Origin of the sequence: Streptomyces sp. NPDC088350 (assembly GCF_044753545.1) — a bacterium.
Classification (GTDB): domain Bacteria; phylum Actinomycetota; class Actinomycetes; order Streptomycetales; family Streptomycetaceae; genus Streptomyces.
Genome location: NZ_JBIVNL010000012.1, coordinates 119,325 through 145,805 on the forward strand (window position 1 = coordinate 119,325; position 26,481 = coordinate 145,805).

Consider the following 26,481-nt stretch of genomic DNA (forward strand, 5'->3'; position numbering starts at 1 on the left):
CGCGCCGGTGCGCGCCCCTGTGGGCTGTAGGGCGATTTGTCGACAGGATGGTGCTCCACTGTCGACTTGTCCCCAGGTCGAGAGTGCGCCTGTGGATAACTTCTGTGGATAACGAAGATACGCAGGTACTACCGGGGCGCTACCGGGGCGCAACCTGTCAGAAACGGCCGTCCTGGCAGTGCGCGACCCAGTCGGCCGCCGCGAGGAACTCCTCGTCCGAGGTCCCCGGGAACGGCGCCCGCACGCCGTCCACGCCGACGTCCGCGCGCGGGTACGAACCGAGGAAGCGCACCTGGAGACAGATCCGCTTGAGCCCGGTCAGGGCCTCGGCCACCCGGCGGTCGGAGATGTGCCCCTCGGCGTCGACGCAGAAGCAGTAGTTGCCGATGCCGGCACCCGTCGGGCGGGACTGGAGCAGCATCAGGTTGATGCCCCGGGTGGCGAACTCGCCCAGCAGGTCGCGCAGACCGCCGGGGTGGTCGTCCCGCTGCCAGATCACGACGGACGTCTTGTCCGCGCCGGTCGGGGCCGCCGGCCGGGCGGGCCTGCCCACCAGCACGAACCGGGTCTGCGCGTTCTCCGCGTCGTGGATCTCGGTCTCCAGGGCCTCCAGACCGTACCGGACGGCGGCGAACTCACCGGCGAACGCGGCGTCGTAGCGGCCCTCCTGGACCAGCCGGGCGGCGTCCGCGTTCGAGGCGGCCGACTCCCAGAGGGCGTCCGGGAGGTTCGCCTTCATCCAGTTGCGGACCTGCGGCTGGGCGGCGGGGTGCGCGGAGACGGTCTTGATCTCGGAGATCTTCGTGCCGGGCCTGACCAGCAGCGCGAAGGTGATCGACAGCAGCACCTCGCGGTAGATCATCAGCGGCGCGCCCGCGACCAGCTCGTCCAGGGTGGTGGTGATGCCGCCCTCGACGGAGTTCTCGATCGGCACGAACGCGGCCTCGGCCTCGCCGGTGCGCACCGCGTCCAGCGCGGACTGCACCGACACATACGGGATCAGCTCCCGGGTGGCCGCCTCGGGAAGCGTGCGCAGGGCGACTTCGGTGAAGGTGCCCTCGGGGCCGAGATACGCGTAGCTGGCTGGCATGACCTCACCCTAATGGGCCTTGCGAAACCGGGCGCACGCTTCCCCGATCGGCCACCCGTCAGGGCGACGGCCTCACCCCTCCAGCAGCCGTTGCCCCACGTACTCGCCCTCCGCCGCCCCGCCCGGCACCGCGAACAGGCCGCTCGCCTCGTGGCGGACGTACGTCGACAGGGCGTCGCCGCGGTCGAGTTTCCGCTGCACGGTGACGAAGCCGCGCAGCGGGTCGGCCTGCCAGCAGACGAAGAGGAGCCCGGCGTCCGGGGTGCCGTCGGCGGCGATGCCGTCGTGATACGAGAAGGGGCGGCGGAGCATCGCCGCGCCGCCGTTCTGGTCGGGGCGGGCGATCCGGGCGTGCGCGTTGATGGGGACGACCAGAGCGCCCTTCGCGTCGGTCTTCTCCAGGTCCATCGCGGTCGTCTCGGTGCCCCCGGACAGCGGTGCCCCATTGGACTTGCGGCGCCCGATGACGTTCTCCTGGGCGCCGGCCGAGAGCTTCTCCCAGTCGTCGAGGAGCATGCGGATACGGCGTACGACGGCGTAGGAGCCGTTCGCCATCCACGCCGGGTCGGTCGAACCCGACGCCGGCACGAAGATCCGCTTGTCGAAGGTGGACTCCGTCGGCTTGGGATTGCGGGTGCCGTCGAGCTGGCCCATGAGGTTGCGGGCCGTCATGGTGTGGGCCGTCGCGCCCGGCGTCCGGTTGAAGCCGTTCATCTGCCAGCGGACCTTGGCCGCGCTGCCCGCGTCCTTCTGGATCGTGCGCAGGGCGTGAAAGGCGACCAGCGCGTCGTTGGCGCCGATCTGCACCCACAGGTCGCCGTTGCTGCGCGTCTTGTCGAGCTGGTCGGAGGAGAAGTCGGGCAGCGGGTCGAGGGAGACAGGGCGCTGCTTCTCCAGCCCCGTACGGGAGAAGAAGCTGTTGCCGAAGCCGAAGGTGATCGTCAGCGACGAGGGCCCCGCGTCCCGGGCGACATCCGTGTCGTCCTGCGCCGCCGGCTCGCCCGCCATCAGCCGCTGCGCTGTCGTCGACCAGCGGCGCAGCAGGGCCGCCGCCTCCTTGCGGCCCGCGCCCGCCGCCAGGTCGAAGGCGACGAGGTGACCACGCGCCTGGAGGCCCTCGGTGATGCCGGGCTGATGTTTCCCGTGAAACATTGCCATGTCCTCGCCCAGCGAGGTGAGCGGTGTGGCCCCGGCGGGCGCGGAGGCGTACCCCACGGCCCCGCCCGCCGCACCGAGCACGAGCCCGGTGGCAGCGGCCGTACCGAGGAGGCGTCGGCGGGAAATGCCCTCCTCTGGGGAGGCGTTTTCGGAAACGGTCTCCCCAGGAGGTGCCTCTGCGCTGCGCGCCTCGGGAAGGGACTGGTCAGGCATGGCGTGGTTCAGCCGATCTGCGCGTTCTTGTCGACGGTCGTCTGGTCGATGTCGGAGGTCCGCACGGTCACCGAGATCTTCCAGTCGCCCGCCATGGGGATCTGGATTCCGTTCGCGGCCCAGTGCCCGGTGGCGATGCGGTCGGGCGTCACGGGCAGTGGGCCGATCTTCTTGGCGGCGAGGGTGAAGGCGACCTTCACCTCGGGGACGTCGAAGGCCCGGCCGTTGGGCCGCTGCACATAGACGTGCATCTCGTTGCCGCCGACCCGCGCGGGGTCGAGGTCGAGCCGGATGACGCCCTTGCCGTCCTTGCCGCCGGTGTCGAACGACATGTCCAGGGTCAGGGCGCCGGCGGACGACGAGGAGGACGAGGACGATGCCTTGGCCGCCTTGGCGTCCTCCTCCGTGCGGCCCGGTTCCGTGGTCGTCAGGGCCGTGGTGACGGCGAGGACGACGATGGCGACGGCGGTCTCGGCGAGGACCGAGCGGCGCAGGCCGAAGCGGTTCGGGTCGGCGTCGCGCAGCCGCTTCTGCCGGGTGGTGTCCACGGCGGCCTGCTGGCGGGCGAGTTGGGCGGCGCGCTGGGAGTCACCGGTCGTGGCCGACGAGCCGCCGGTCTCGGCGGACGCGGTCACATCGGAATCGGCCTTGGCGGACGAGTCACCCGTCTTGGCGGACGCCGTGGCGTGGGCCTTCTCCGGCTCGCGTTCCTCGACGACCGTCTCGGCCGTGTCCGCCAGCCGTCCCGTCCAGCGGCGGGAGATCGACGCGATGCCGACGAGCAGCGCCACCAGCCCGATCTTCACGAGCAGCAGCTGCCCGTACCCGGTGTCGGTGAACGCCGACCAGGAGCCGAGCTGGCGCCAGGACTGGTAGATCCCGGTCGCGATCAGCGCGACGACACTGCCGAACGCGACGCGCGAGAAGCGTTGTACGGCCGCCCGTTCGACGGGGTTGTCGGAGGGCGCCCGGTAGAGCGCGACGAGGAGGGCGGCGAGGCCGCCGAGCCAGGCCGCGACGGCCAGCAGGTGGACGACGTCGACGGGCATCGCGATGCCGGGCTGCAGCCCGGTCGAGGCGTGCTCGGCCAGCGCCCAGCTCGCGGCGAGCCCTGCGGCCACCACACCCCCGCCGATGGCCAGCCCGAAGGTCAGGTCCCGCTTCTCCTCGTCCTCGCGCTTGTCATAGGCCCCGAAGAGGACGGCGATGAACAGCGCGGCGGCGGCGAGCAGCAGCAGCCGGGAGACGAGCGCGGCGCCCGTCTTGGTCTGGAGGACCTGCCCGAGGAGGTTCAGGTCGAAGATGTCGCCGAACTTCCCGCTGGTCGTGTACGAGCCGCGCAGGAGCAGCAGCCACAGCGTGGCCGCGGTCAGCGAGACCCAGCCGGAGACGACCAGCCGCTGCACCGCGCGCACACCGGCGCCCCGCTGCCAGCAGGCCAGCACGAAGGCGGCGCCGCCGACCATCACGATGAAACCGGCGTACGACAGGTAGCGCCCGAAGCCGTACAGCCCGCCGACGAGCCCGCCGCCCACGTCCTGTTCGGCCGCCGCGGAGACGGTGGTCTTCGAGGGGGAGCCGATCGAGAAGGTGAAGGCGCCGCCGACGGGGTGGCTGTCCGCCGACACGACCTGCCAGGCCACCGTGTAGGTGCCGTCGGGCAGCCCGCTGCGGATCTGCACGGAGTACGTCGTACCGCTGATGTTGGACGGTTTGCCGACGTCGACGCGCTTGCCCTTCGGGTTGAGCACGCGCAGTGAGTCGTCGTTCGTCGCGACCTTCTCGGAGAAGGTGAGCGAGACCTGTGTCGGAGCCTTGTTGACCACCACCCCCGAAGAGGGGTCGCTGCCGGTCAGCGCGGCGTGCGCGGACGCCGTCCCGGCACCGGCGAAGAGCATGCCGGTGACGGCCAGGAACAGCAGCACCAGATTGCGGACGCGGGGGGTGATGGTCGTCTTCAAGATGGGGTCCCTCCCTCAGTGCCCGGTCGTGGGGTTGTACGTCGCCGACTTCACGGGCATCTCAACCGTGAGGGGGCCGGACTTGGCAAAGTGCAGCTTCACGGTCACGCGGTCGCCCTGCTTCAGCGTGTGCTTCAGCTTGTCGAACATCAGGTGGTTGCCCCCGCTCTTGAACACGAGTTGACCGTGTGCGGGCACATCCAGGGAGGTGACCTCCTCCATCGCCTGGCCGACCGTCCGGTGCACGGAGACGGGACCGAGATCACTGGTGACGGAGGTCAACTCGTCCTTCGCACCGCCCTTGTTGGCGATGTCCAGGAAGCCCGCCGCCATGTCCGAGACCGGCTGGGGCATGTAGGCGGAACTGACGGAGAGGTCGGCCTTCGCGTCGTCCGAGCCGCCACAGCCGGTGAGGACCAGCGCCCCCGTGATCACCGCGGCGGGCACGACAGCGTGTCTCACGGCGTCTCCCCCTTGATGATCTTGGGGAGGTCCTTGGTGTAGTCGTCGACGGTGGTGTCCTGGCCGTAGAGCAGGTAGCCGCCGTTGGTCTTCGGGGAGAACGCGACGACCTGGGTGCCGTGGACGGAGACGAGCTTGCCGTTCTTGTCCTTCGAGGTCGCCTCGATGGAGATGCCCAGGGTGCGGGCGCCGGCCTGGATGGTGGCGAAGTCGCCGGTCAGGCCCACGAACTGGGTGTCGATGCCCTTGAGCCACTTGCCCAGTTCCGACGCGGTGTCCCGGGCCGGGTCGGTGGTGACGAACACGACCAGCAGCTTGTCCTGCTCGGCCTTGGGCAGCGACTTCTTCGCCACGGCGATGTTGTTCATCGTCAGCGGGCAGATGTCGGGACAGTGGGTGTAGCCGAAGTAGATCAGCGTCGGCCGGCCCTTGGTCTCCGCCCGGAAGTCGTACTTCTTGCCGTGCGTGTCCGTGAGGACCAGGTCCGGCTTCTCGAACGGGGTGTCGAGCACGGTGGCGGCCTGTGTCGCGGTGTCCTCGGAGACCACGGCGACGGGGCTGTTGCCGTCGGCGCCGCTGCCGCAGGCGGAGAGCGTCAGGGTGGCGGCGGCGAGCAGCGCGGCTGCCGCGAACGTCTTCTTGCGCATAGAGAAATGTCCCAGTTGTGAGAGCTCCGGCGCGCACCGGGGTCGTACGCAAGAGTCGCACGGACCCCTGTGCGCACCATGAGCGGACGGGCCTCAGACGGTCGTACGCCGCCGGCCGGCGAGAACTCCGTACGCCACGCCCGCCGCGCCCACGACGATGCCGACCACGCCGAGGACGCGGGCGGTGGTGTCGGCGGAGCCGTCGGAGGAGGTGGTGTCGGACGCGGTGGTCTCGGTCTTCGCGGATGTGTCGGAGGCGTCCTCGGCGGTCGAGCCGGCGGCCGATGCGGAGGTCAGCTCAAGCGTGGGTGCCGGGTTCTCGGGCTCCTCCGCGCCGTCCTTCTGCACCTCGATCCAGCGCACGACCTGCTTGTCGGAGTACGTCTGCAGCGCCTTGAAGACGAGCTGGTCGGTGTCCGTGGGCAGCATGCCGACGGAGACCGGGAACTTCTGGAAGTAGCCCGGCTCGACGCCCTTGCCGGTCGCGGTCCAGGTGACCTTGGTGACGGCCTCGGTGATCGTCTCGCCGTGCATTTCGGCGGGCTTGGCCAGCTTCGACCTGGTGACCTTGACGGTCCAGCCGCTGATCGGCTCCGGCAGCACGGACGCCAGCGGGTGGTCGGTCGGGAAGGTGACTTCCAGCTGGGTGGTCGAGGCGTCGTCGCGCTCGTTCGGGACCTTGAAGTCGACGACCGCGTAGCCGCCCTTGACGGCCGCGCCCTCCGGCTGCACGGAGACGTGCGCGAAGGCGGGGGAGGACAGGACGACGACGGCCGAGCCGGCGACGGCAGCGGCGGCGGCGATACGAGAAGCCTTCATGGAAAGGAGCACTCCACTTCGAGTTCGAGTGAGTTCCGGTGGTGAAGAGGGGCGCGTGATGTCCCTGGTGAGAGGGGGTTTCCCGGCTGAAGAACACGGGCACGCGCGTGTGCCGCACGACGGCGGCCTCTCCACGCACAGAAGGGAGTGCGGGGTGGTGGTCGCGTCGCGTCAGGCGGCGAGGACGTGTGCGGCGGCGGCCGGCGGGCCGCGGCGGATCACCGAGTGCTGGAGTGCGGTGGTGTGCGGCGCGAGCGGGGCGAAGAGGGCCGTACGACACGGGCGCGGGCCCGCCTCGGGCGCCCCCGGCAGTCCGGCCCGCAGGGCGCGCACCAGGGCGAGGGCCCCGCGCAGGGACCGTACGAGCGCCCCTTCCGCGACTCCGTGCGCCGACAGTTCCATGAGGCGCAGCAGCGCCAGGTCCCCGCGCCGCAGCAGCCAGCCCGCGGCGAGCGCCGCGAGGACGTGGCCGAGCAGCATGGACAGGGACGGGAACAGCGGCATGGAGGAGGCGGCGGAGGCCGACATGGCGTCGGCCGGGTGGAGCATCGACCCCATGGCGCTCATCGAGCCGTGGGAAGCCGTCGAGCCCGAAGTCGGCAGGATCCGCGCGTTGGTGAGGATCTGGTGGGCCTGCGCCGGACTGATCGCCGCCGCGGTGGTCCCGCACAGCAGATGCGCGGCGCGCGCGACGAGGGTGGCGTCGGACGAGGACAGACCGCCGGTGGCCTGCGTACCGGCGGCGCTCTGACCGAGCCCGAACACCGTGTGCAGCACGGCCTGTCCAACCGCGAGCAGGGCCGCGATCCCCGCCCCGGAGCGGGCGCGCCCGGCGAGCGGTGTCACGACCAGGAACGTGCCGAGGAAGCCCGCGCCCAGTGTCCACAGCGGGACGGTCGCGCAGGAGGCGATCGCGTGACCCGCCGCGGCCAGCACGACACAGACCGCGGCGAACACCGCGGCCCGCAGGATCCGGAGTTCACCTCCGGAGCGCGCCGTGCGTGGGTGGGGGACAGTCATGGCGGGCTCATCATCGCACCGGCGTTGTCGGCGCCATACGGCAGGTCCGCAACGCCGGGACCATAATGTGTCGTAGGTCACAAAGGTGACTCTCCGACGTGAGCTACCTCCGGATACACCAATTACGTTTGGGACACATCCCCCATATGGGCGGCATCACGTCAACTCCGTGCTTACACAGGGGCACTGGCGGCAATAGGTATCGGTATGTCGAGCCGCGGCCGGGAGGCTGGAGCATGAGCATCTGGTGGTCACTCCATCTGAGGCGCGAGGCCGCGAGCGTGCCACTCGCCCGGCGACTGTTCCTCGGCACGATGGAGACCGCGGGCGTCGACCCGGACATCTCCTACGACCTCTCCGTCGCCCTCAGCGAGGCCTGCGCCAACGCGGTCGAGCACGGCGGCGACACCGCGCACGGCGCGCCCTCGGAGGCGTACCGGGTCACCGCGTACCTCGACGGCGAGAAGTGCCGTATCGAAGTGGTGGATTCGGGCCCCGGGTTCGCCCGCGCGCAGTCCGTCCGGCCGGCCCCGAGCGAGGCCGAGAACGGCCGCGGCCTCTGTCTCATCCAGGAACTCGCCGACCACGTCCACATCGGCAACAAGCCGGGGGTGGGCGGCGCGGTGGTGAGCTTCGACAAGATCCTCAAGTGGCGGAAGGACGCGCCGTTGATGGCGGTGTGAGGGCGCGGCGGAGGCGGGCACGCGGCTCGACGGCAGACGCCTGTCCGACGACTCGGCCGACGACCCGACTTCAGGTTTCTGGGGATTCTTACCTCGCGCACAGCCCAGGCCCACGTCCCTGACGGCTGCCGTCCCTAGCTTCGTGATCATGACGGGAAACCACAGAGACAAAACCATCAGCCGGCGTCGCGCCCTCGCGGTGACCGGCGGGACGGTCGCGGCCGGCGGGCTGGTGGCGGCCGGGTTCCAGTCGGCGTTCGCGGACACCGCGGACACGACGGCCGACGCGGACGCCACGGCGTCGGCGACGTCGACCAGCAGCGAGTGCATGACGCTGATGACGAGCGTCACCGAGGGCCCCTACTACCTCGACGGCGCCCTGGTCCGCAAGGACATCACCGAGGGCAAGGCCGGCGTCCCGCTCACCCTGCGCCTGACCGTGGTCGACGCCACGGACGGCTGCACCCCTGTCTCCGGCGCGGCCGTGGAGATCTGGCACTGCGACGCCTGGGGCTACTACTCCGGCTACACCACCGCCAACCCCGGCGGCTCGGCCCCCGCGGAGAGCGAGGAGGGCGACTCCGCCAACGACCAGACCTATCTGCGCGGTTACCAGATCGCCAACGCCAACGGGGTCGTCAAGTTCGAGACGATCTTCCCGGGCTGGTACACGCCCCGCACCTGCCACATCCACGTCAAGGTCCACACCGGCGGCGAGAAGGAGGACGGCACCTACGAGGGCGGCAAGGTCAACTACACCGGCCAGCTGTTCTTCGCCGACGACATCGCCGAGGAGATCTTCACCCTCGACCCCTACGCCAAGCACACGGGCTCGTACACCGTCCTCGCCGACGACATGGTCTACGACGGCGGTGGCGCCTCCAGCGGTCTGCTCACCCTCAAGGCCGTGCACAAGAAGGACCCGTCCAAGGGCTACAAGGGCTCGCTGACGCTCGGGGTCGACCCGGACGCCGAGAGCACGGGCGCGGGCAGCGGCGGAGGCGGTACGCCCCCGAGCGACGCCCCGACGGGCACACCGCCCAGCGACAGCCCCTCCCCTTCGGCCTCCGCCTCCTCCTAAGGTACGACGATGACGAGCCGCGAGGACGAGGCGCTGGCGCGGGCCGCCGTGGACGCGCTGACCGTACAACTGGCCCTGGCTCCCAAGCCGGGCCTGCCCGACCCGCGCGACCTGGCCGCCCGGACGACCCGCGTGGACCACTGCGCCCTGCGCTGGTCGGCGAAGGCGCTGGCACCCGGCCTCGCGGCGATGGCGGCGGCGGCCCGCCGCACAGGAGAGCCGACTCCCGTGCTCCGCGCGGAACTCGGCGCGATCGGCCGCTGCACCGAACACTCGGTGACGCTCGCGGGCGGCGGCCACCGGGGTGCCCTGTGGGCGCTGGGTCTGCTGGTCGCGGCGGCAGCCCTGGACCCCCGTGCCGGGGCCAAGGACGTCGCCGCGACCGCGAAACGCATCGCCGGCCACCCCGACCGACGCGCCCCGCGCCGCCCGTCCCGCGGCTCGTCGATCTCGGCGAAGTACGGCGCGGCCGGCGCCCGGGGCGAGGCCAAGGCCGGATTCCCGCACGTACGGCGGGCGTTGGACACCCTCACGGCGGTCCGCTCGACCGGTGCCACCGAGACCCAGGCCCGCCTGGACGCCCTGCTCACCGTGATGTCCACCCTCCAGGACACCGAACTCCTCCACACGGCGGGCCCGTTGGGCCTGCGCCACGTCCAGGCGGGAGCCCGCGGCGTCCTGGAGGCGGGCGGTACGGCGACGGAGGCGGGCGCGGAGGCACTGGCCGCCCTGGACGCCGACCTCCACGCGCGCGCGTGGAGCCCGCGCGGGAGTGCGGGGCTCCTGGCGGGCGCGCTGTTCCTGGACTCCCTACCGGTCAACTCGCCAGCGCGGGCCGCCTGACAGCCTCGCCCTCCTCCCCCTCCTCATCGGCCTTACGACCCGTACCGGCCGCCCTCCGCACCGCCGGCCCCATCGCATACGACGCCACCACTGTCGCCCCGCCCAACAGCAGCCAGCCAGGCGTCCCCCACTCCAGCAACAGGGACGTCAGCACCAGGGGCCCCATCGTCCTGGCCACCGTGACGCCGGTCCCGAAGAACCCCTGGTACTCGCCCACCCGGTCGACAGGCGCCAGATCGAAGGACAGTTGCCAGGAACCCGCCGACTGGCCCATCTCGGCGGCGACTTGGAGCACCGCTCCGGCCACCAGCGCCCCCACGGCCACCCACGGCGACGCGCCCGCCGACAGTGCGAACGCCGCGCATGCCGCCAGCATCACCCAGCCCGATCGCCGTACCGCGCGCGTGGCCGACGCGAGCCCCGTGATCCCGCGCGCCGTCCGGACCTGGAAGACCATCACCGCCCCGGTGTTGAGCACGAACAGCGCGGAGACCACCCAGGTCGGCGCGTCCGTCCGCTCGGCGATCCACAGCGGCAGCCCGAGGCTGAGCAACGGCATCCGGAGCAGCAGCACGGTGTTGAGGAGCGTGACGACGACGTAGGGGCGATCCCGCAGGACGCCGAGACCGCCCGCCTTCCGCGCCTGGACGCCCCGCACCGGGGGCAGCCGCAGCAGCAGCCCCGCGCACACCAGGAAACTCACCGCGTCCAGCGCGAACACCCCGAGGTACGCCGACCGCGTCCCCGCCCGCAGCGCCAGCCCGCCCAGACCCGCGCCCACCGCGAGCCCGGCGTTCAGCGTCGACTGGAGATGGGCCAGCAGCCCGGTCCGCTCCCCGGCGGACACCAGTCCCGCCAGCAGCGCCTGCCGGGCCGCCGCGAGCCCCGACTGCGCGGACGCGTACCCGCACGCGGCGATCACGAACGGCACGAATCCCCGTACGACGAGGAAGGAGGCCACCGCGAGCCCCGTCGCCAGCGCCAGGAGCACCGCCGTACCGCGCGGCCCCCGCCGGTCGGCCAGCCGCCCCAGCGGTACCCCGACCAGCGAACCGACGGCCCACGCGAGGGTGAGCCCGAGGCCCACGCGTGCGGGGGCGAGGCCGACGACGTGGGTGAAGTACAGCGCCGAGGTCACGTAGTAGGCGCCGTCGCCGACGGAGTTGGTCAACTGGGCCAGCGCGAGGGTGCGTTGCGGGCCGGCGGGCGGGACGAGTGAGTTCGTCATGGCTACGACGGTAGAAGGTCAATGGGCCGCCCGAAAGAACCAATAATCATCACTGTTACTGGTCCAATTCAGAACCCCTCCAGCACCCGCCCCAACACCTCCAACACCTCCGGATACACCCGCTCCCGAGGCGTCCCGTACCCCACCACCAACCCCTGCGGCCGGCCCTCGCCGCCGTCCGCCGCGTGCCAGTGCTCACCGAGCCGCCCCACCGCGAGCCCCTCCGTCTCCGCGCGGGCGAGCACGGCTTCCTCGTCGGCGACCTCCACCAGCGCGTGCAGCCCGGCCGCGATCCCGCGCACGCTTCGGCGCGCCCCCAGCCGGTCGAGGAGCTGGTCGCGGCGGCGCCGGTACCGCAGCCGGCACGCGCGCACGTGGCGGTCGTAGGCGTGGCTGTCGATCAGTTCGGCGAGTGCCAGCTGGCCGATGGTCTCGGTGTGGTGGTCGCTGTGCAGCTTGGCGTCGGCGATCGGGTCGACGAGGTGGGGCGGGAGCACCATCCAGCCGAGCCGCAGCGCGGGTCCGAGGGTCTTGGAGGCGGTGCCCAGGTATACGACCTGGCCCGGTGCCATCCCCTGGAGCGCGCCGACGGGCTGGCGGTCGTAGCGGAACTCGCCGTCGTAGTCGTCCTCGACGATCAGTCCGCCACGCGCGCGTGCCCAGTCGGTGAGCGCCCGTCTGCGCTCCGGGTGCAGGGTCACGCCGGTCGGGTACTGGTGGGCCGGGGTGACCACCACGGCCGCCGCGTCCCCCAACTCCTCGGCGCGGGCGCCCCGTTCGTCGACCCCTACGGGCACCACGTGTCCGCCGTTGTGCCGGACCACCTCCCGGTGGAAGGGCAGTCCGGGATCCTCCATGGCCACCCGGGAACCGTCGAGCACGCGCGTGAGGAGGGCGAGTCCCTGGACGTACCCGGACGTGATCACGATCCGCTCCGGGGGCGCGATCACCCCGCGCGCACGCCCCAGGTAGCCCGAGAGCGCGGTGCGCAGTTCGACACGGCCGCGCGGATCGCCGTAGTCGTACGCCAGGGAGGGTGCCGTCGCGATCGCGCGGCGCAGTGAGCGCAGCCAGGCCGCCGCCGGGAACGCACCGACGTCCGGGCTGCCGGGCCGCAGGTCGAAACGGGGTACACGCGCGCGTGCCGCCGCGCCCGGTGCCTCCGCGTCGACGGAGGGCAGCAGCGCGACCTGGGTGCCCGAGCCCTGGCGGGCGGTCAGGTAGCCCTCGGCGACGAGCTGGTCGTAGGCCGCCTTCGCGGTGCCCCGGGAGACGCCGAGTTCGGTCGCGAGGCGGCGGGTCGCCGGGAGGCGGGTCCCTGGGGACAGCCGGCCGTCGCGTACGGCGTCCCGGAGGGCGCGTTCGAGACCGACCCGGCGGCCTCCCTCCGAGTCGGGTTCCAGATGCAGGTCGACCCCGACGCCGGACCAGAAGTCGTTCACGAAAAAGCCCTCCCCCTGGGCACGTTCATGAAAAACGCCTCCCCCTAGGCACACGATTGGCACACGAATGGCCGGGCACCGCACGTGTGCCCGGCCATCAGTCTTGTATCAGTTGGCGGTCGTCGGCTGTCAGCCCTTGAGGGAGGCCATCCACAGCTCGACCTCGGACGAGGTCCGGGGCAGCGCGTCGGACAGGTTCCGGTTGCCGTCCTCGGTGACGAGGATGTCGTCCTCGATGCGGACGCCGATGCCGCGGTACTCCTCGGGGACGGTCAGATCGTCCGCCTGGAAGTACAGGCCGGGCTCCACCGTGAGGACCATGCCGGGCTCCAGGGTGCCCTCCACGTACGTCTCGGTCCGCGCGGCGGCGCAGTCGTGGACGTCCATGCCGAGCATGTGACCCGTGCCGTGCAGCGTCCACCGGCGCTGGAGGCCCAGCTCCAGGACCCGCTCCACAGGGCCCTCGACGAGCCCCCACTCGACGACCTTCTCGGCCAGCACGCGCTGCGCCGCGTCGTGGAAGTCGCGGTACTTGCCGCCCGGCTGCACCGCCGCGATACCGGCCTCCTGGGCCTCGTAGACGGCGTCGTAGACCTGCTTCTGGATCTCGGTGAAGCGGCCGTTGATCGGCAGCGTGCGCGTCACGTCGGCGGTGTACAGGGTGTGCGTCTCGACGCCGGCGTCCAGGAGGAGCAGGTCGCCGGAGCGGACCGGGCCGTCGTTGCGTACCCAGTGCAGGGTGCAGGCGTGCGGTCCTGCGGCGCAGATCGAGCCGTAGCCGACGTCGTTGCCCTCCACGCGCGCGCGGAGGAAGAACGTGCCCTCGATGTAGCGCTCGCTGGTCGCCTCGGCCCTGTCGAGGACCTTCACCACGTCCTCGAAGCCGCGGACCGTCGAGTCGACGGCCTTCTGGAGCTCGCCCACCTCGAACTCGTCCTTGACCAGGCGTGCCTCGGAGAGGAAGACCCGCAGTTCCTCGTCGCGCTCGGCGGTGACCTTGTCGGTCAGCGCGGCCTGGATGCCCGCGTCGTAGCCGCGGACGACCCGGACCGGGCCGGTGGCCTCGCGCAGCGCCTCGGCCAGTTCGCGGACGTCGGAGGCGGGGATGCCGTAGAGCTTCTCGGCCTCGGTGAGGGAGTGGCGGCGGCCGACCCACAGCTCGCCCTGCCCGGAGAGCCAGAACTCGCCGTTCTCGCGGTCGGAGCGCGGCAGGAGGTAGATCGTCGCCTTGTGGCCGTCGGCGATGGGCTCCAGGACGAGGACGCCGTCCTCGGTGAGGTTGCCCGTCAGGTACGCGTACTCGACCGACGCCCGGAAGGGGTACTCGGTGTCGTTCGAGCGGGTCTTCAGGTTGCCCGCGGGGATCACCAGGCGCTCGCCCGGGAAGCGCGCGGAGAGCGCGGCGCGGCGGCGCGCGGTGTGCCCGGCCTGCTCGACGGGCCGCAGGTCGTGCAGCTCGGTGTCGGCCCAGCCGGACTTCATGCTCTCGGCCAACTCGTCCGACACGCCCGGGTACAGGCCGTTCTTCCGCTTCTTGATGGGCTCTTCAGACTCATCTTCCGGGGTCTCCGGGGTGAGCTCGTCGGCCACGGTCATCCTCCTAGATACGGCACTGGACCCCGTCCATCGTACGGTCGTACGGAAGGGGGCCCAGGGCCGGAAGGCCTGTTACACATGGCTGCGCGGCGACTACTCGAAGCGAGCCGCCAGGAGGACGACGTCCTCGTCGCTGTCGGCCGTGTCGAGGCCGTCCGGCAGCACGGTCCGCAGCACGTGGTCGGCGATCGCGGCCGGGTCGGCGCGCAGCGCCTTGGGGACGCTCGCCGCCGCCGCGTGGAGGCGGGCGAAGGCGCGGTCCATGGGGTCGCCGGTGCGGTGCAGCAGGCCGTCCGTGTAGAGCAGCACCGTCTCGCCGGGCTCCGCCTCCAGCTCCACGCTCGGCGCCTCCCAGCAGGCCAGCATGCCCAGCGGCGCGGAGACGGAGGTCTCCACGAACTCCGTGCGTCGCTCGCCGACCAGGAGGGGCGGGCTGTGTCCTGCCCCCGCCAGGGTGATCTTGCGCAGCGCGGGCTCGCAGTAGGCGAACAGGGCGGTGGCCGAGCGGGCGGGTTCGGTGAGCCTGAGGAGCAGTTCGAGGTCGGACAGGACCGCGACCGGGTCCTCGCCCTCCATCACCGCGTACGCCCGCAGGGAGGCGCGCAGCCGGCCCATCGCGGCGATCGCGCTCGGCCCGGAACCGGTCACCGAGCCGACGGCGAGGCCGAGTGCGGCGTCCGGCAGCGGCAGCGCGTCGTACCAGTCGCCGCCGCCGCGCGGACCCGTGCGGTGCAGCGCGGCGAGCTGCACACCGGCCACGCGGGGGAGCCGGGACGGCAGCAGCTCCTCGGCGATGGTCGTCATGCACGCGCGCGTGCGCTCGACTTCGAGGAGCCGCGCCAGGTGCTCGGTGGCGTAACGGACGTACAGGCCGGCGAGATGACGCTGCCGCTCGACCGGCTCGGCGGGCTCGTCGTACAGCCACACGGCGGCGCCGATCCGCCCGGCCGCGTCGGTCGCCAGGGGCAGCGCGTAACTGGCCGCGTAGCCCAGGCGTACGGCGACCTCGCGGTGGCGCGGGTCGAGGGCGGCCTCGGCGAACAGGTCGGGGTGGACGACCTCGTGGCCCTCGCCGCAGGGAACGCCGACAGGGCTGTCGAGGAGCCGGCCGTAGGACATCGCCCCGCGCGGGACGGTCTCGATGTGGCCGAGGTCCGAGCGGGCGAGGCCCAGACCGATGGTGGTGTGGGGGCCGAGGCCGTCGCCGGGTTCGAGGACGACGAGTCCGCGCCGGGCGCCCACCAGGGCGGCTCCGGCGCGCAGCAGCTCCTGGAGCGCTTCGTCGAGTGCGTCCGTGCGTGCCAGCCGCTCCGTGAGTTCGTGGAGGGTCGTGAGATCGGAGACCCAGCCGGCGAGACGGTCCTGGAGCAGGGCACTTGGCGCGTTCGGAGCGGTTTCCGGCGTGTTCTGGGTGTTCGGGGAGGGGGCCGGAGGGGTACCGGTGGCGGCAGGCGCGGGCGCGACAGTGTGTGCGGGCGAGGGAACCGTTGAATCGATTCCAGCCACTTTCGGAGGGTGAGGGGCGTTCATGGCGTCCGGCTTTCCGACCGGTGCGTATTGCTCAAAAGCATCGCAAACCCCCATGTCATTCTGCGCCGCTGGCAGTGTCTCCACATGTACACGCACTCGTGAGGGGATGTCCAGCATTGTCCTGCTGGGATTCCTGGTGTCCATGGGTTTCGCGGGGGCGTTTCGCTCTCCCCTTGCGGATTGGCAAAGTTGGCTTAAAACTGCATCAGGGGACGGTCCATTGCGGTCGACTGGGTTTGCTCGACGGAGCGTCACAGCGGTCGTGATGGGTACGTACTCGGAGAAGGCCAGGGGTGGCTGGGGGCCACCCGGAACCTGGCGCGGGACCCGGGCGTCTTAACCACCGACGATCGTGCCCCATCCTCCCGTGGCGGAGGCGGAGAGAAATACGCGGAACGGCAAAACGCCAGACTTCGCCACCCCCACGCCACGCCCATGCTTTTCAGCACGCACGGGTTCCCCTTGCCGCAGGCAGGGGTGTGATGCGCCAACAGGTACGCACAGTGAAGTGATCGACACATGGTGTGATGTGGTCCTCGGTGTTGCCAGCGGTGCAACGGAAAGGAACGAGCGCTCATGCGCGAGATCCTCGGAAAGCGACGCAGGCTCCTGTCCAGGCGAGACAACAGGAGGTCTGAGATGCTCAGCGCGGCCCTGACCTTCGCGACGGAATGGAAATGGCCCGTACTCCCGGGCGTGGCACCGGACCCCCAGGGCCGGGCCCGCTGCGGCTGTCCGGACCCGGAGTGCACGGTGCCCGGCGCACACCCCTTCGACCCCGGCCTCCTCGCGGCCACCACCGACGCCCGCATGGTGCGCTGGTGGTGGGGCAACCGAACCGCCGCGCCGATCGTCCTCGCCACCGGCGACAAGGCCCCCTGCGCGGTCAGCCTGCCCGCACCCGCGGCCTCCCGGGCCCTCGCCGCGCTCGACCGCCAGGGCATGCGCCTCGGCCCGGTCGTCGCCGCGCCGACCCGCTGGTCGCTGCTCGTCAAGCCGTACTCCCTGGAGCAGCTGGGCGAGCTGCTCTACGCCAAGGACCACGTCCCCGGCTCGCTCCGCTTCCACGGCGAGGGCGGCTACCTCGCCCTGCCCCCCTCCGAGACCGGCCAGGGCCAGATCCGCTGGGAGCGCGCGCCACTGCCCGGCTCGTCCTCGCCCTGGGTGCCCGATGTCGAGGCCGTGGTGGACGCCGTGGTCGAGGCCCTCACTCGTACGGGTGTGAGCGCGCCCGAGTTGTAGGGGTGTCGGGCGTGCGGGGAACGTGGCGCCCGTAGTTGGTCGTTATCTTCCGACACATGCTGCGTCATTCCGGGGGACGACCCCCAGACCCCCGAATGGTTCGTCTGCTCGCCCTCGCGGGCGTCGCGGTGTGCGCGGTCGCGCTGCCGCTGGCCGTGGCGTCCGCGGGGCCCGTACGCGACGAGGGCCACGCAGTCGTACGTTCCCTGGTCCACTCCTCGGATTCCTCCGGCTCCTCCGACGGTGACGCGAAGGAGGCGTCGGCCGCGCCCTCGCCCGCCCGCTCCCCGCTGACGCTCGGCCTGGGTCTGGCGACCGCCGCGCGCTGCGGACCCGAACTCTCCTCCCCCGACGGCGTCGAGGCGCAGACCTGTGTCATGACGCAGGGTGAGGACACCTGGGCGCGCACCTACTACCGCAACGCGACCGGCGACGACCTGGACGCGGTGCTGAGCCTCATGGGTCCGGCGGACCGCACCGTGCAGATGCACTGCGCCGTGGCGGCCGAGGACGAGCCCGCGCTGTGCGAGACACCCCGGGAGCGGACACAGGGCGATCTGGCCGCCTACACGGCCGTAGCGGAGTTCGCGGCGCGGAGCGGGAGCGGGCCGCTTTTGCTGCGCTCGGGGAGCAACTCCTCGGCACCTACGGCGAGTTGACGGACGGCGTCGTTCCGTAAACGGGAGCCGGGCATGAAAAGACCCGGTTGCTGGCGACGGGGGATGCACCAGCAACCGGGCTACTCGAACGGTAACAAGAGATCGGCGGTTCGCAAATTCGATCTCGGCTATTCGGACACCGACTTCCCTTTCACAACGGGGAGTTGTGACAGGAGTCACCGGAGTGAACAGGCCTGTTGCGGCTGAACGGTCGGTCAGTCGAACCCCTGCCCCATTCCGTACGTCAGCTCAGCGTGACCTGCCGGTTGGTCAGACCGCCGCGCGCGCGGCGCTCGTCCGCGGTGAGCGGCGCGTCCGTGGCCAGCGCGGCGGTGAGGCGCTCGGCGAACTCGGCGGCCGGCTTCTCGATGTCGTCCGCGGTGAGCCCGCTCGGGAGGTCCCAGACAGGGACGGTGAGACCGTGAGCACGGAAGGACCCCACGAGACGGGTGCCCTCACCGAGACCGGAGCGGCCCGCGGCGTGCAGCCGGGCGAGACCGTCCAGAAGCTGCTCCTCCGGGTACGGCATGACCCAGCGCAGATGGTTCTTGTCCGGCGTCTCGCACCAGTACGCGGCGTCCACGCTCTGGAGCTTCGTGGTCGGGATGGCGGCGGCGTTGGCGCGCTCCAGGGAGGCGGTCACCTCCGGCGTCGCGTGCTCCGCCTCCGGAACCCAGAATTCGAAGCCCGGGTGCACAACTGGCTCGAACGTGCCTTCCGGGTCGAGCAGGTCCTGGAGCCGCGGACCGTCGGCCGGGGCCCGGCGGGCCTGCACCGGAGTGCCCGGCTCCGCGGCCAGCGCGCGCTGGAGGGTGTCGGCGAGGTCGCGGCTGATGTCGCCGGAGGCCGTGTCGTTCTGCAGGCCGAGCAGCACCGAGCCGTCGTCCCGGCGCAGGGCCGGCCAGGCCATCGGGAGCACCGTGGCGAGTGTGACCGACGGGACCCCTTCGGGGAGGCCGCCCTTCAGGGGCAGTGCGACCGTGGCGGCGGGCACCAGCTCGCGCAGCGCCACCCAGTCGCCCTCGCCGGCCAGCCCCTCGAAGGGGCGCTGCACCAGCTCGGTCGCCGCGTGGGCCGCGGCCCGGCCGTGGCAGGCCTTGTAGCGGCGGCCACTGTCGCAGGGGCAGGGCTCGCGGGCACCGACCACCGGGACCTCTGCGTCGCTGAGCTGAGGCCGCTTGGCCGTGGTCTGGGGTCGCTTCTTGGCCATCGTGGGTGTCTCCCGGTTACGGCTCGTCTCGTACTGGCGGGAGCCTAGCCGTTCACGCCATGACCGACGGGAGCCTGTGGACAACCGGGCGGGTGTGGACGGCGGCCTGTGCACGACACCGCCGGTGCCGGCCTGTGGACGACGCGGCCGGTGTGGACAGGTGCGTGCCGTCAGGGGTCGGTACTGGCCCGGCGTGTCAGTCCAGGTCGTCGAACGCGTCCGCGAACTCCAGCCGGGGGACCGCGGCGACCGCGGGTGCCGTGGGGGCACCTCCCGCTCGAGCGAAGTCGCGAGTGGGGGAGCGCGTAGCGAAGTCGTCCCGGCGGTGTCCGGCGTCCGGATCATCGACGTCGTCCTGTACGACGACCCACACCGTGACCTCGCCCTGGGCCTCGTCGCGTACGCCCCAGTCGTCGGCCAGCGCGGTGATGATGTTCAGCCCGCGTCCGCCGTGCGCCGTCACCGAAGGAGTGGCCGGAGCCGGGCGGGTCGGGCCGCCGCCGTCCGTGACCTCGACCGTGAGCCGTCCGCCCGTGTCCACGCGCCAGGCGCACCGCACGTCACCGTCACCGGCCAGGGCGTCGCCCAGGGGCCGGCCGTGCTTGCACGCGTTGCTCAGAAGTTCGGAAAGGATCAGTACGGCATCGTCGATGACCGCTTCCGACACACCGCCCGTGCGCAACTGGTCGCGCATGCGATGTCTTGCTTCCCCCACGCCCGCAGGGCCATGGGTTACGGCCATGCTCGACGACGCGGGCACCTCCTGTGCCACCACCAACGCCACCCCCGAGACCTCCTTCGCCCCACGCCACGGTGTGGATGCCCCATTGGCCTGTACCGGAAACCGGCCAATCCACGTTCGGTGACGCATTCACAACGATCGAACACGGACCGAACGCGCCGGAGCACTCCCTGTAACGAAGTGGCTTGTTTTCGATGGAGTGGCCGAGTTCGGAGGATGGTGCAGGTGAGGTGCCCGGGTCAAGGGGTGTTTGGCGGTCTTTATGAGGTTCTTTAATGTTCCCGGCCGAGCTGGCTCAGAACGGCCCCCGGCCGGTTGGTGATGATGGCGTCAATGCCCAGGTCAACGCAGAGATCGACGTCCTCGGGCTCGTTGACGGTCCACACGTGCACCTGATGACCGGCGTTTTTCAGCCGCTCGATGTACGCAGGGTGATTGCGCACGATCCGGATCGAGGGCCCTGCGATCCGGACACCGGCCGGAAGTCGACCGTCCCGGAGGCGGGGCGAGAGGAACTGCAACAGGTAGACCGTGGGCAGCGTCGGGGAGGCCGCCCGCACCCGGTGCAACGAGCGCGCCGAGAAACTCATGACCCGTACCGGGGAGTCGGCGGCGGACGCCGGGGCGTCCAGGCCGAACCGCTTCAGGAGCACCAGCAGCCGCTCCTCGACCTGTCCCGCCCAGCGCGTCGGGTGCTTGGTCTCGATGGCCAGCTCCACCCGCCGGCCCGCGTCCGCGACGAGTTCGAGCAGCCGCTCCAGGGTGAGCACGGAGGTGTCCTCCCGGTCCTCCGGGAGGTGCTCCCAGTCGGGCTCCTCGTCGCGCGTCTTCCAGGAGTCGCGGGACAGGTCGCGGCCCTTCCAGGAGCCGAAGTCGAGGGCGGCCAGATCGGCGAGTTCGAGGGCGGAGACCGCGCCGCGTCCGTTCGACGTACGGTTGACACGACGGTCGTGTACACAGACGAGATGGCCGTCGGCGGTCAGCCGTACATCGCATTCGAGGGCGTCCGCACCGTCCTCGATCGCCTTCTTGTAGGCGGCCAGGGTGTGTTCGGGCGCCTCTTCGGAGGCTCCGCGGTGGGCGACGACTTGGATCCGGTGCTGCCGTGCGTGGGTCACCGCGTCATGGTGCCACCGCGAAGGGGTACACGTGGAACCGAGAACGTGTAGGTATATGGCTTTTTGGTGTGAATGACACCTTATAAAGGATCGCCATGGACCCACAGGCACCGCTTATGGTGCCCTGACGGCCGGTGGGAAAAGCTGACGGCATACAAAACACATGCACAGCTGTTCCGCGCCGGACCGTCGACAAGCGTGAACGAGTGTGACCGCATGCTTCCGAGAACAACAACAGCCGTGGACCGAGGAGAAGAGCTGTGAGCACCGAGAACGAGGGCACTGAGGTACCCCCGGCCCCGTCTGCACCTCCTGTGCCGGTGGAATCTCCCGCAGCTTCCCCGGCCGCGCCCGAGGGGGGCGCGCCCACCACCCAGCTCCCGCCGGTGCCCCCGAGCGCCCCGCAGGACACGCTGCACGCCGGACCCGCTCCGGCGTACGCCGGCACGCCCGGCGGCACGGGATCGGCTCCCGACGCCGCCTGGCCGCCCCCGCCGCCCGCCACCCCGTCGTACGCCGACGGCGGCACGAGCGCGGGCGCGTACGGCGGCGAGGGCGTGGGCGGATACGCGGGCGACGGGTACGGAGGTGACGGCTCCGCCGGTGCGGGCGGCGGCTGGGGCACCCCCTACCAGCAGGAGCCCGCCCCCAAGAAGCCCGGCGGGGGGCGCGGCGGACTGTTCGCCGCGGTCCTGGTCGCCGCGCTGGTCGCCGGCGGCCTGGGCGGTGGCCTCGGCTACACCCTGGCCAAGGACAACGACAACAACACCAGCTCCACCACCGTCTCCTCCGACACCGGCAGCGCCTCCGTGAAGCGCTCCCCGGGCACGATCGCGGCGGTCGCCGCCAACTCCCTGCCCAGCACGGTCACCATCGAGGCCGAGAGCACCAGCGGCGAGGGCGGCACCGGCACGGGCTTCGTCTTCGACACCCAGGGCCACATCGTCACCAACAACCACGTCGTCGCCGACGCGGTCGACGGCGGCAAGCTCACGGCGACCTTCCCGAACGGCAAGAAGTACGACGCCGAGATCGTCGGCCACGCCCAGGGCTACGACGTCGCCGTCATCAAGCTGAAGAACGCCCCCAGCGACCTCAAGCCGCTCGCCCTCGGTGACTCCGACAAGGTGGCCGTCGGCGACGAGACGATCGCCATCGGGGCCCCCTTCGGCCTGTCCAACACGGTGACCACGGGCATCATCAGCGCCAAGAACCGCCCGGTGGCCTCCAGCGACGGCAGCTCCACCAGCAAGGCGTCCTACATGAGCGCCCTGCAGACCGACGCCTCGATCAACCCGGGCAACTCGGGCGGCCCGCTGCTCGACGCGCAGGGTTCGGTCATCGGCATCAACTCCGCGATCCAGTCGACCAGCAGCGGCGGCCTCGGCGGCAGCAGCCAGTCCGGCTCGATCGGCCTGGGCTTCGCCATCCCGATCAACCAGGCGAAGTACGTCGCCCAGCAGCTGATCAAGACCGGCAAGCCGGTGTACGCCAAGATCGGCGCCTCCGTCTCCCTGGAGGACAGCACCGCCGGCGCGACGATCACCACCGGCTCCTCGGCGGTCGAGGCCGGCGGCCCCGCGGCCGATGCGGGCCTCAAGGCCGGCGACGTCATCACTAAGCTCGACGACTCGGTGATCGACAGCGGCCCGACCCTGATCGGCGAGATCTGGACCCACAAGCCGGGCGACAAGGTCACGATCACCTACAAGCGCGGCGGCACGGAGCACACGACCGAGCTGACCCTGGGATCGAGGGTCGGCGACAGCTGACGTAGCGTCGCACGCTCAACCGGCGGGCCGGGCAAGGGTTTCCTTGCCCGGCCCGGCCGTTTTCCGCCCTCTCCCTCCAGGGGCGCGTACACACCGCGGAGGCCGTACGCGGTCAACTCGCCTTCGCCCTGGCCCGGTTGCCGCCCGGCACCGGGACGTGCCCCTGCTGGTCTCCTGGGCCGACCTCGAGGATCAATGACCTGAGGAACGCACTCGACCTCCTGAGGGAGTGGGACACGGACGCGCCCCCGCACGCGCGCGTGCCCGCTTCCGCCTCTACGAGGCGCTCGCCACCGTTCCCGGCATCCGGGTCCTGCCCCACCCACGTATGGGCCGCCAACGGCCGCGAGGGCATCGGCATCCAGTACGTGGGACCCTCCGGAACCCCCTGGGCGCACGGCGGCCCGCCCCTGATCTTCGACGCGAGGACGTATCGCTACCTGGGCACACACGATCGGCACACGGCGGCCGGGACGAGGTACGAGCAGTGGTCGTACGTCACCGCGAGCGCGGTGGTGGACCGGGTGATGCAGCGGCCGTAGCGAGGTGAGAGGGGCAACTGGGCGTGTGCCGAGGCTTGTTGAGCAAAACTCAGGCACCCGCCGACGGCACGGGAAACCATGAACCATGCGACCGGACGACTGGCACCTCACCGATGACGTCGAGGAGTTCCTGGCCCGAGCGGGAGAATTCCTGGAGTCACGCCCCACCCCTCACACCCACCTGTTGACGGCGATCGAGAAGATCCGAAAGCGGGGGCCGGCCGAACACGGCACAGAGGCCCCCGTGTTCGGCCACCTGGAGCGGGAGGGCGAAGTCCAGGCGGCCTTCTACCGACTCAACTCCCACCGCAACCTGAACCCCACCGCCCTCTCCCCCGAGCAGGCGGACACCCTGGCCGCCCACTTGACCGGCCTGCGCCACTCCCTCCCCGGCGTCCTCTCGGACCACGACACCGCCACCACGTTCGCCGAGGCCTGGCAGCGGCACACGGGAGCGACAGCGGTACGCAGTTGGGGCGCCCGCCTCCACCGCCTCGGCACACTCACCCCACCGGAACCGATCCCGGCGGGCCGGGGCCGAGCTGCGGGCGAGCAGGATCGTGACCAAGTAGTGCGCTGGTGCCGGGAGTTCTGCGTCGACGTCGGCGAGACCGTCTCCATGGACGCCATCGACGCCGGCTCCTGGTCCACCTCACGCTTCGGCGACCGGCACTTCACGTTCTGGGAAACCCCGGACGGCACCCCCGCGTCCATGGCGGCCGTGACGTCGATGACCGTCGGCATGGTCCGCATCGACCCCGTCTACACCCCGGCCCACCTCAGGGCCCGCGGCTACGCCGGCGCGGTGACGGTCGCGGTGAGCAGAGCCGCGCTGAACACCGGTGCGACGGATGTCGTCCTGTTCGCGGATCCGGCGAACGCCACGAGCAGCGCCTTGTACCGGCGGATCGGGTTCGTGCCGGTGGGGGACTTTGTGGGGTACGACTTGTTGGGGGCGGCGCGGGGGTAGCTCCGGCGGAGAGCCCGCAAGCGGGAACGTGCCACCGCGAACCCTTCGGCGCCGGTACGCGGTGCCCGCTCTGTCTCTGGGGGGAGGGTGCGGGGGTGGGTTGCCCGAGCGGCCTGGGGAACGGTCTTGAAAACCGTCGTGACGCGACAGCGTCGCGGTGATTTCGAGTTCTACCGCCTGCGCAGAGCGAAGAGGACCAGATGAGCTGGGGTGCCGGAGTTTGTCCGGCACCCCAGCTCTTTTCGCTTTCTGTCTCTCACCTGGTTGCGTCAACCCTCCGGAAACGGAAGTTGGTCGATTTTTGTACGAGACCCTGGCGAACGCTGGCGAATAGTTGGAGGCCTGAGAACCGTTGAGCTGTGCGCGGTAGCGTCCGCGGCAGTGGCTCAGTCCCTCGCCTCTCTGCGTCTCTCCTGCTCGGCTGTTGAGCAGGGGGAACCAGGAGAGGTGGGAGGTGAGTTGATGGACCAGTCGAGGGAGCCCAAGTGGTTCGGCCGGCATCAGTGGTGGATCCAGTTGGCATTGGATGCGCTTGCCGTGGCTGGGACGATCGTGGGGTGTGTTTTGCCGTTCGTGCTCTGAGGAGATGGCGAACGACAGTCCGGTTGGACGGGTTCAGGTGTGGGCCCGGCCGCTTCGTATTCGACCGGGCCCACTTCCTGCGTGGCTGGCCTGGCTCCGGGTGCATCCGGAGCCAGGCCTTTGCCATGCAGGAGCCTTTATGGGTACGCCACGAGACGACCCGTCGTTGCGGTTGTATTGCGGTCAACCGCGCTGTGCAAATGTAGCGAGACGCTTGAACGGAACGGCAGGTCGCGCCATGAGAATCCATCGTTGTTAGTCGCCGTTAACATGATGAAGTCCCAGCTCGGCGAGGGTCAAGGTGGCGATTCATGGCGAAATGGGTGATCTTGAAGTGTGGTGCGAGAATCGAGTTCAGACGGTTGCCCACGTGCCCGATGCTTGAGTCAGCGCCGCGAGGTGGGCCGCCTTCTGCCCCTAACTTCTTGCACAGGACGTGGCTTCCCTGAACCGCACGAAACAGTCGACCTGCCTCGGTGGTGCCGGATGAATAGGGCCTCACAAGCAGTTCAGGACCTTACCCACCTCGTAGATGGTCGGCCGGTCCTCGGGAGCATGGCTGAGCATCGCGTCGACCAGCTCGCCCAGTTCACCGCGTACCTTCACCGGCCGTCGTCGACCATTCGCTACTGCCTCTCTCTGCACTGAGCGGGGAGCGTCGTCCGGGTACTCCATCGCCCGCCAGCCGGTGGCGGAGATGAGCAGGGAGGCGCCGAGCGCGTAGATGTCGGCTTCCTCGGTCGGCTCGGCTTCTCCGGTGGCGAGCACGCTCCGGGCGATCTCCGGTGCCTCGTAGTGGACGAGGCAGCCGCGGAACGGGAAGTCGTAGCCCTCGGGCACGTTTCCGCCTCGGGCAAGGGCGAGGTCGATGAGGTGGGTTCGCTCTGGCCCGATGATGAAGTGTGCGGGCTGCACATCACCGTGCGCCCAGCCCTTGGCGTGGAGTTCGGCCAACGCCTGGACGCAACTCGCCGCCACGCTGATATGCGGAGCGAAGGACGAGCCAGGCCGACGGCACGGCTCCCACAGTTGGTACAGATCCGACCCTTCGTGCCACGGCTGGAAGTTCCAAGTTCCTTGCTCCCACTCGCCGTACGCGAAGTCGACGACGCCGAGGCGATGCAGCACGGCCCCCTCGCGGGCTGGTGCGAGAGCGGTCCAGGGCTGGGCGGACCAGTCGGCAGCGGCCTCGATCGGATAGCCGACCTTCACGGCGTAGTGGCCCCGATGGCTCTGCACCTCCCAGACCATGGAGCCCCGACGGTTGAGCACCAGCCGCTGGCTCGTGGGCATGAGCGCGTCGAGCACCGCGATCGGCAGTTCAGGGGGTGACGCGGACAACGTCTGTTCTCCTTCCAGGCGAACGCGGCCGACCACGAGTGGGCCGGCCGCGACGCTGATGTGGTGGGTGCTACGCCTGACCGTACGGTCGGCCGCAGTCCGAGTCGCACTGCGCGAGGTTCCTGCCGCCCACGGTCCACAGGTCGTCGAAGACCATGAACCCGGCCGCCTTCATGGCGCGTGCCGAGGTGACCACCTTCTCCGGGTCGCGGCCCCCGCCACCCGGCTTCGGGTTGTGGTGCAGGAAGCGGCCCGCGTACCGGTCGCACAGCTTCGCGTACTCCCTCGTGTGCAGGATGAGGGCGTGCAGGCCGAGGTCGACGTCGTCCGACGGGACCATGGGGACGGTAGCCGTGGCCGCAGTGACCAGGAAGGCGACCGCCTGGTCCGCGATCCGTTCGGCGCGCTGGGGCGACTGCCCGTTGTGGACGACTACGAAGTGGGCGAGGCTCTCGAACAGCTCCTCACCAGCCACCGCGCGACCGGTCTTCCGATCGTTCGCCGTTGTCGTCATGCGAGTACTCCTTGTG

General features: G+C 70.8%; 24 protein-coding genes and 1 tRNA gene. 9 read left to right on the forward strand and 16 right to left on the reverse strand.

From position 1 onward, the window contains the following. Positions 1 to 157: 157 nt before the first annotated feature. From pheA to ACIQBL_RS36465, 7 genes are all read right to left on the reverse strand, one after another. On the reverse strand, positions 158 to 1,090 hold the full coding sequence (gene pheA / locus ACIQBL_RS36435; protein WP_401949886.1) for a prephenate dehydratase: 933 nt from the start codon (positions 1,088 to 1,090) through the stop codon (positions 158 to 160). Positions 1,091 to 1,162: 72 nt separating this feature from the next. Beyond that, entirely contained in the window at positions 1,163 to 2,461 is a 1,299-nt protein-coding gene (efeB, locus tag ACIQBL_RS36440) for an iron uptake transporter deferrochelatase/peroxidase subunit (protein ID WP_401949889.1), read from the reverse strand. A gap of 8 nt (positions 2,462 to 2,469) precedes the next feature. Continuing rightward, positions 2,470 to 4,422, reverse strand: a complete 1,953-nt coding sequence (locus ACIQBL_RS36445; RefSeq protein ID WP_401949892.1) for a copper resistance CopC/CopD family protein — start codon at positions 4,420 to 4,422, stop codon at positions 2,470 to 2,472. Between the two features lie 15 nt (positions 4,423 to 4,437). Further along, positions 4,438 to 4,884, reverse strand: a complete 447-nt coding sequence (locus tag ACIQBL_RS36450; RefSeq protein WP_401949895.1) for a copper chaperone PCu(A)C — start codon at positions 4,882 to 4,884, stop codon at positions 4,438 to 4,440. Further along, a complete protein-coding gene (locus ACIQBL_RS36455; RefSeq protein WP_401949898.1) occupies positions 4,881 to 5,531 on the reverse strand; it encodes an SCO family protein in 651 nt (216 codons plus the stop codon). Before ACIQBL_RS36455 ends, ACIQBL_RS36450 begins: the two co-directional genes overlap by 4 nt. 93 nt (positions 5,532 to 5,624) lie before the next feature. After that, positions 5,625 to 6,350: a YcnI family protein gene (locus ACIQBL_RS36460; RefSeq protein WP_401949901.1), complete on the reverse strand. Its 726-nt coding sequence runs from the start codon at positions 6,348 to 6,350 to the stop codon at positions 5,625 to 5,627. A gap of 171 nt (positions 6,351 to 6,521) precedes the next feature. After that, entirely contained in the window at positions 6,522 to 7,370 is an 849-nt protein-coding gene (locus tag ACIQBL_RS36465) for a hypothetical protein (protein WP_401949904.1), read from the reverse strand. Positions 7,371 to 7,606: 236 nt separating this feature from the next. Here ACIQBL_RS36465 and ACIQBL_RS36470 point away from each other — a divergent pair, with 236 nt between their 5' ends. The 3 genes from ACIQBL_RS36470 (at position 7,607) to ACIQBL_RS36480 (ending at position 9,977) form a co-directional block, all read left to right on the forward strand. Then, the gene (locus ACIQBL_RS36470) at positions 7,607 to 8,053 is read left to right on the forward strand and encodes an ATP-binding protein (protein WP_401949907.1); all 447 of its coding nucleotides are present in this window, start codon (positions 7,607 to 7,609) and stop codon (positions 8,051 to 8,053) included. 148 nt (positions 8,054 to 8,201) lie between these two features. Beyond that, positions 8,202 to 9,134 (forward strand): intradiol ring-cleavage dioxygenase, encoded by a 933-nt coding sequence (locus ACIQBL_RS36475; RefSeq protein WP_401949910.1) that lies wholly within the window; start codon positions 8,202 to 8,204, stop codon positions 9,132 to 9,134. A 9-nt stretch (positions 9,135 to 9,143) separates the two neighbouring features. Continuing rightward, entirely contained in the window at positions 9,144 to 9,977 is an 834-nt protein-coding gene (locus ACIQBL_RS36480; protein ID WP_401949913.1) for a triphosphoribosyl-dephospho-CoA synthase, read from the forward strand. Here the strand turns inward: ACIQBL_RS36480 and ACIQBL_RS36485 are convergent. From ACIQBL_RS36485 to ACIQBL_RS36500, 4 genes are all read right to left on the reverse strand, one after another. Then, a complete protein-coding gene (locus ACIQBL_RS36485) occupies positions 9,952 to 11,205 on the reverse strand; it encodes an MFS transporter (RefSeq protein ID WP_401949916.1) in 1,254 nt (417 codons plus the stop codon). The genes ACIQBL_RS36480 and ACIQBL_RS36485 overlap by 26 nt on opposite strands. Before the next feature lie 68 nt (positions 11,206 to 11,273). Next, positions 11,274 to 12,647 (reverse strand): PLP-dependent aminotransferase family protein, encoded by a 1,374-nt coding sequence (locus ACIQBL_RS36490; RefSeq protein ID WP_401949919.1) that lies wholly within the window; start codon positions 12,645 to 12,647, stop codon positions 11,274 to 11,276. A gap of 129 nt (positions 12,648 to 12,776) precedes the next feature. Continuing rightward, on the reverse strand, positions 12,777 to 14,243 hold the full coding sequence (locus tag ACIQBL_RS36495; RefSeq protein WP_401949922.1) for an aminopeptidase P family protein: 1,467 nt from the start codon (positions 14,241 to 14,243) through the stop codon (positions 12,777 to 12,779). A gap of 93 nt (positions 14,244 to 14,336) precedes the next feature. After that, positions 14,337 to 15,890, reverse strand: coding sequence for a SpoIIE family protein phosphatase (locus tag ACIQBL_RS36500; protein ID WP_401949925.1), 1,554 nt, complete (start codon positions 15,888 to 15,890; stop codon positions 14,337 to 14,339). A gap of 459 nt (positions 15,891 to 16,349) precedes the next feature. Between ACIQBL_RS36500 and ACIQBL_RS36505 the strand changes: the two genes are divergently transcribed. Beyond that, positions 16,350 to 17,015, forward strand: coding sequence for a bifunctional DNA primase/polymerase (locus ACIQBL_RS36505; RefSeq protein WP_401949928.1), 666 nt, complete (start codon positions 16,350 to 16,352; stop codon positions 17,013 to 17,015). A gap of 95 nt (positions 17,016 to 17,110) precedes the next feature. Continuing rightward, a complete protein-coding gene (locus ACIQBL_RS36510) occupies positions 17,111 to 17,674 on the forward strand; it encodes a hypothetical protein (protein WP_401949930.1) in 564 nt (187 codons plus the stop codon). Positions 17,675 to 17,918: 244 nt separating this feature from the next. On the opposite strand, the gene ACIQBL_RS36515 is transcribed toward ACIQBL_RS36510, so the two are convergent. The 3 genes from ACIQBL_RS36515 to ACIQBL_RS36525 form a co-directional block, all read right to left on the reverse strand. Next, entirely contained in the window at positions 17,919 to 18,884 is a 966-nt protein-coding gene (locus ACIQBL_RS36515) for a DUF5926 family protein (RefSeq protein WP_401949933.1), read from the reverse strand. 196 nt (positions 18,885 to 19,080) lie between these two features. Further along, positions 19,081 to 19,755: an ATP-binding protein gene (locus ACIQBL_RS36520; RefSeq protein ID WP_401949935.1), complete on the reverse strand. Its 675-nt coding sequence runs from the start codon at positions 19,753 to 19,755 to the stop codon at positions 19,081 to 19,083. A 143-nt stretch (positions 19,756 to 19,898) separates the two neighbouring features. Then, entirely contained in the window at positions 19,899 to 20,744 is an 846-nt protein-coding gene (locus ACIQBL_RS36525; RefSeq protein ID WP_401949938.1) for a glycerophosphodiester phosphodiesterase, read from the reverse strand. 260 nt (positions 20,745 to 21,004) lie between these two features. On the opposite strand from ACIQBL_RS36525, the gene ACIQBL_RS36530 reads away from it, so the two are divergent. From ACIQBL_RS36530 to ACIQBL_RS36545, 4 genes are all read left to right on the forward strand, one after another. Further along, the gene (locus ACIQBL_RS36530) at positions 21,005 to 22,516 is read left to right on the forward strand and encodes a S1C family serine protease (protein ID WP_401949940.1); all 1,512 of its coding nucleotides are present in this window, start codon (positions 21,005 to 21,007) and stop codon (positions 22,514 to 22,516) included. 368 nt (positions 22,517 to 22,884) lie between these two features. Further along, positions 22,885 to 23,058, forward strand: coding sequence for a hypothetical protein (locus tag ACIQBL_RS36535; protein ID WP_401949942.1), 174 nt, complete (start codon positions 22,885 to 22,887; stop codon positions 23,056 to 23,058). A gap of 85 nt (positions 23,059 to 23,143) precedes the next feature. Then, positions 23,144 to 24,028 carry a GNAT family N-acetyltransferase gene (locus ACIQBL_RS36540; protein WP_401949945.1) on the forward strand — a complete coding sequence of 295 codons (885 nt, stop codon included), beginning with the start codon at positions 23,144 to 23,146 and terminating at the stop codon, positions 24,026 to 24,028. A 93-nt stretch (positions 24,029 to 24,121) separates the two neighbouring features. Next, positions 24,122 to 24,212 (forward strand) — tRNA-Ser (locus tag ACIQBL_RS36545). A gap of 896 nt (positions 24,213 to 25,108) precedes the next feature. Here the strand turns inward: ACIQBL_RS36545 and ACIQBL_RS36550 are convergent. Then, positions 25,109 to 25,951 carry a protein kinase gene (locus ACIQBL_RS36550; protein ID WP_401949947.1) on the reverse strand — a complete coding sequence of 281 codons (843 nt, stop codon included), beginning with the start codon at positions 25,949 to 25,951 and terminating at the stop codon, positions 25,109 to 25,111. Positions 25,952 to 26,021: 70 nt separating this feature from the next. Then, positions 26,022 to 26,465: a hypothetical protein gene (locus ACIQBL_RS36555; RefSeq protein WP_093628013.1), complete on the reverse strand. Its 444-nt coding sequence runs from the start codon at positions 26,463 to 26,465 to the stop codon at positions 26,022 to 26,024. Positions 26,466 to 26,481 lie beyond the last annotated feature (16 nt).

What these genes read in the sequence shown, in the direction of transcription:
- pheA (WP_401949886.1), bottom strand. Translation starts at nt 1,090, where the DNA reads ATGCCAGCCAGCTACGCGTATCTCGGCCCCGAGGGCACCTTCACCGAA.
- efeB (WP_401949889.1), bottom strand. Translation starts at nt 2,461, where the DNA reads ATGCCTGACCAGTCCCTTCCCGAGGCGCGCAGCGCAGAGGCACCTCCT.
- ACIQBL_RS36455 (WP_401949898.1), bottom strand. Translation starts at nt 5,531, where the DNA reads ATGCGCAAGAAGACGTTCGCGGCAGCCGCGCTGCTCGCCGCCGCCACC.
- ACIQBL_RS36460 (WP_401949901.1), bottom strand. Translation starts at nt 6,350, where the DNA reads ATGAAGGCTTCTCGTATCGCCGCCGCCGCTGCCGTCGCCGGCTCGGCC.
- ACIQBL_RS36465 (WP_401949904.1), bottom strand. Translation starts at nt 7,370, where the DNA reads ATGACTGTCCCCCACCCACGCACGGCGCGCTCCGGAGGTGAACTCCGG.
- ACIQBL_RS36470 (WP_401949907.1), top strand. Translation starts at nt 7,607, where the DNA reads ATGAGCATCTGGTGGTCACTCCATCTGAGGCGCGAGGCCGCGAGCGTG.
- ACIQBL_RS36475 (WP_401949910.1), top strand. Translation starts at nt 8,202, where the DNA reads ATGACGGGAAACCACAGAGACAAAACCATCAGCCGGCGTCGCGCCCTC.
- ACIQBL_RS36480 (WP_401949913.1), top strand. Translation starts at nt 9,144, where the DNA reads ATGACGAGCCGCGAGGACGAGGCGCTGGCGCGGGCCGCCGTGGACGCG.
- ACIQBL_RS36485 (WP_401949916.1), bottom strand. Translation starts at nt 11,205, where the DNA reads ATGACGAACTCACTCGTCCCGCCCGCCGGCCCGCAACGCACCCTCGCG.
- ACIQBL_RS36495 (WP_401949922.1), bottom strand. Translation starts at nt 14,243, where the DNA reads ATGACCGTGGCCGACGAGCTCACCCCGGAGACCCCGGAAGATGAGTCT.
- ACIQBL_RS36500 (WP_401949925.1), bottom strand. Translation starts at nt 15,890, where the DNA reads ATGCTGGACATCCCCTCACGAGTGCGTGTACATGTGGAGACACTGCCA.
- ACIQBL_RS36505 (WP_401949928.1), top strand. Translation starts at nt 16,350, where the DNA reads ATGCGCGAGATCCTCGGAAAGCGACGCAGGCTCCTGTCCAGGCGAGAC.
- ACIQBL_RS36510 (WP_401949930.1), top strand. Translation starts at nt 17,111, where the DNA reads ATGGTTCGTCTGCTCGCCCTCGCGGGCGTCGCGGTGTGCGCGGTCGCG.
- ACIQBL_RS36515 (WP_401949933.1), bottom strand. Translation starts at nt 18,884, where the DNA reads ATGGCCAAGAAGCGACCCCAGACCACGGCCAAGCGGCCTCAGCTCAGC.
- ACIQBL_RS36520 (WP_401949935.1), bottom strand. Translation starts at nt 19,755, where the DNA reads ATGCGTCACCGAACGTGGATTGGCCGGTTTCCGGTACAGGCCAATGGG.
- ACIQBL_RS36540 (WP_401949945.1), top strand. Translation starts at nt 23,144, where the DNA reads ATGCGACCGGACGACTGGCACCTCACCGATGACGTCGAGGAGTTCCTG.
- ACIQBL_RS36555 (WP_093628013.1), bottom strand. Translation starts at nt 26,465, where the DNA reads ATGACGACAACGGCGAACGATCGGAAGACCGGTCGCGCGGTGGCTGGT.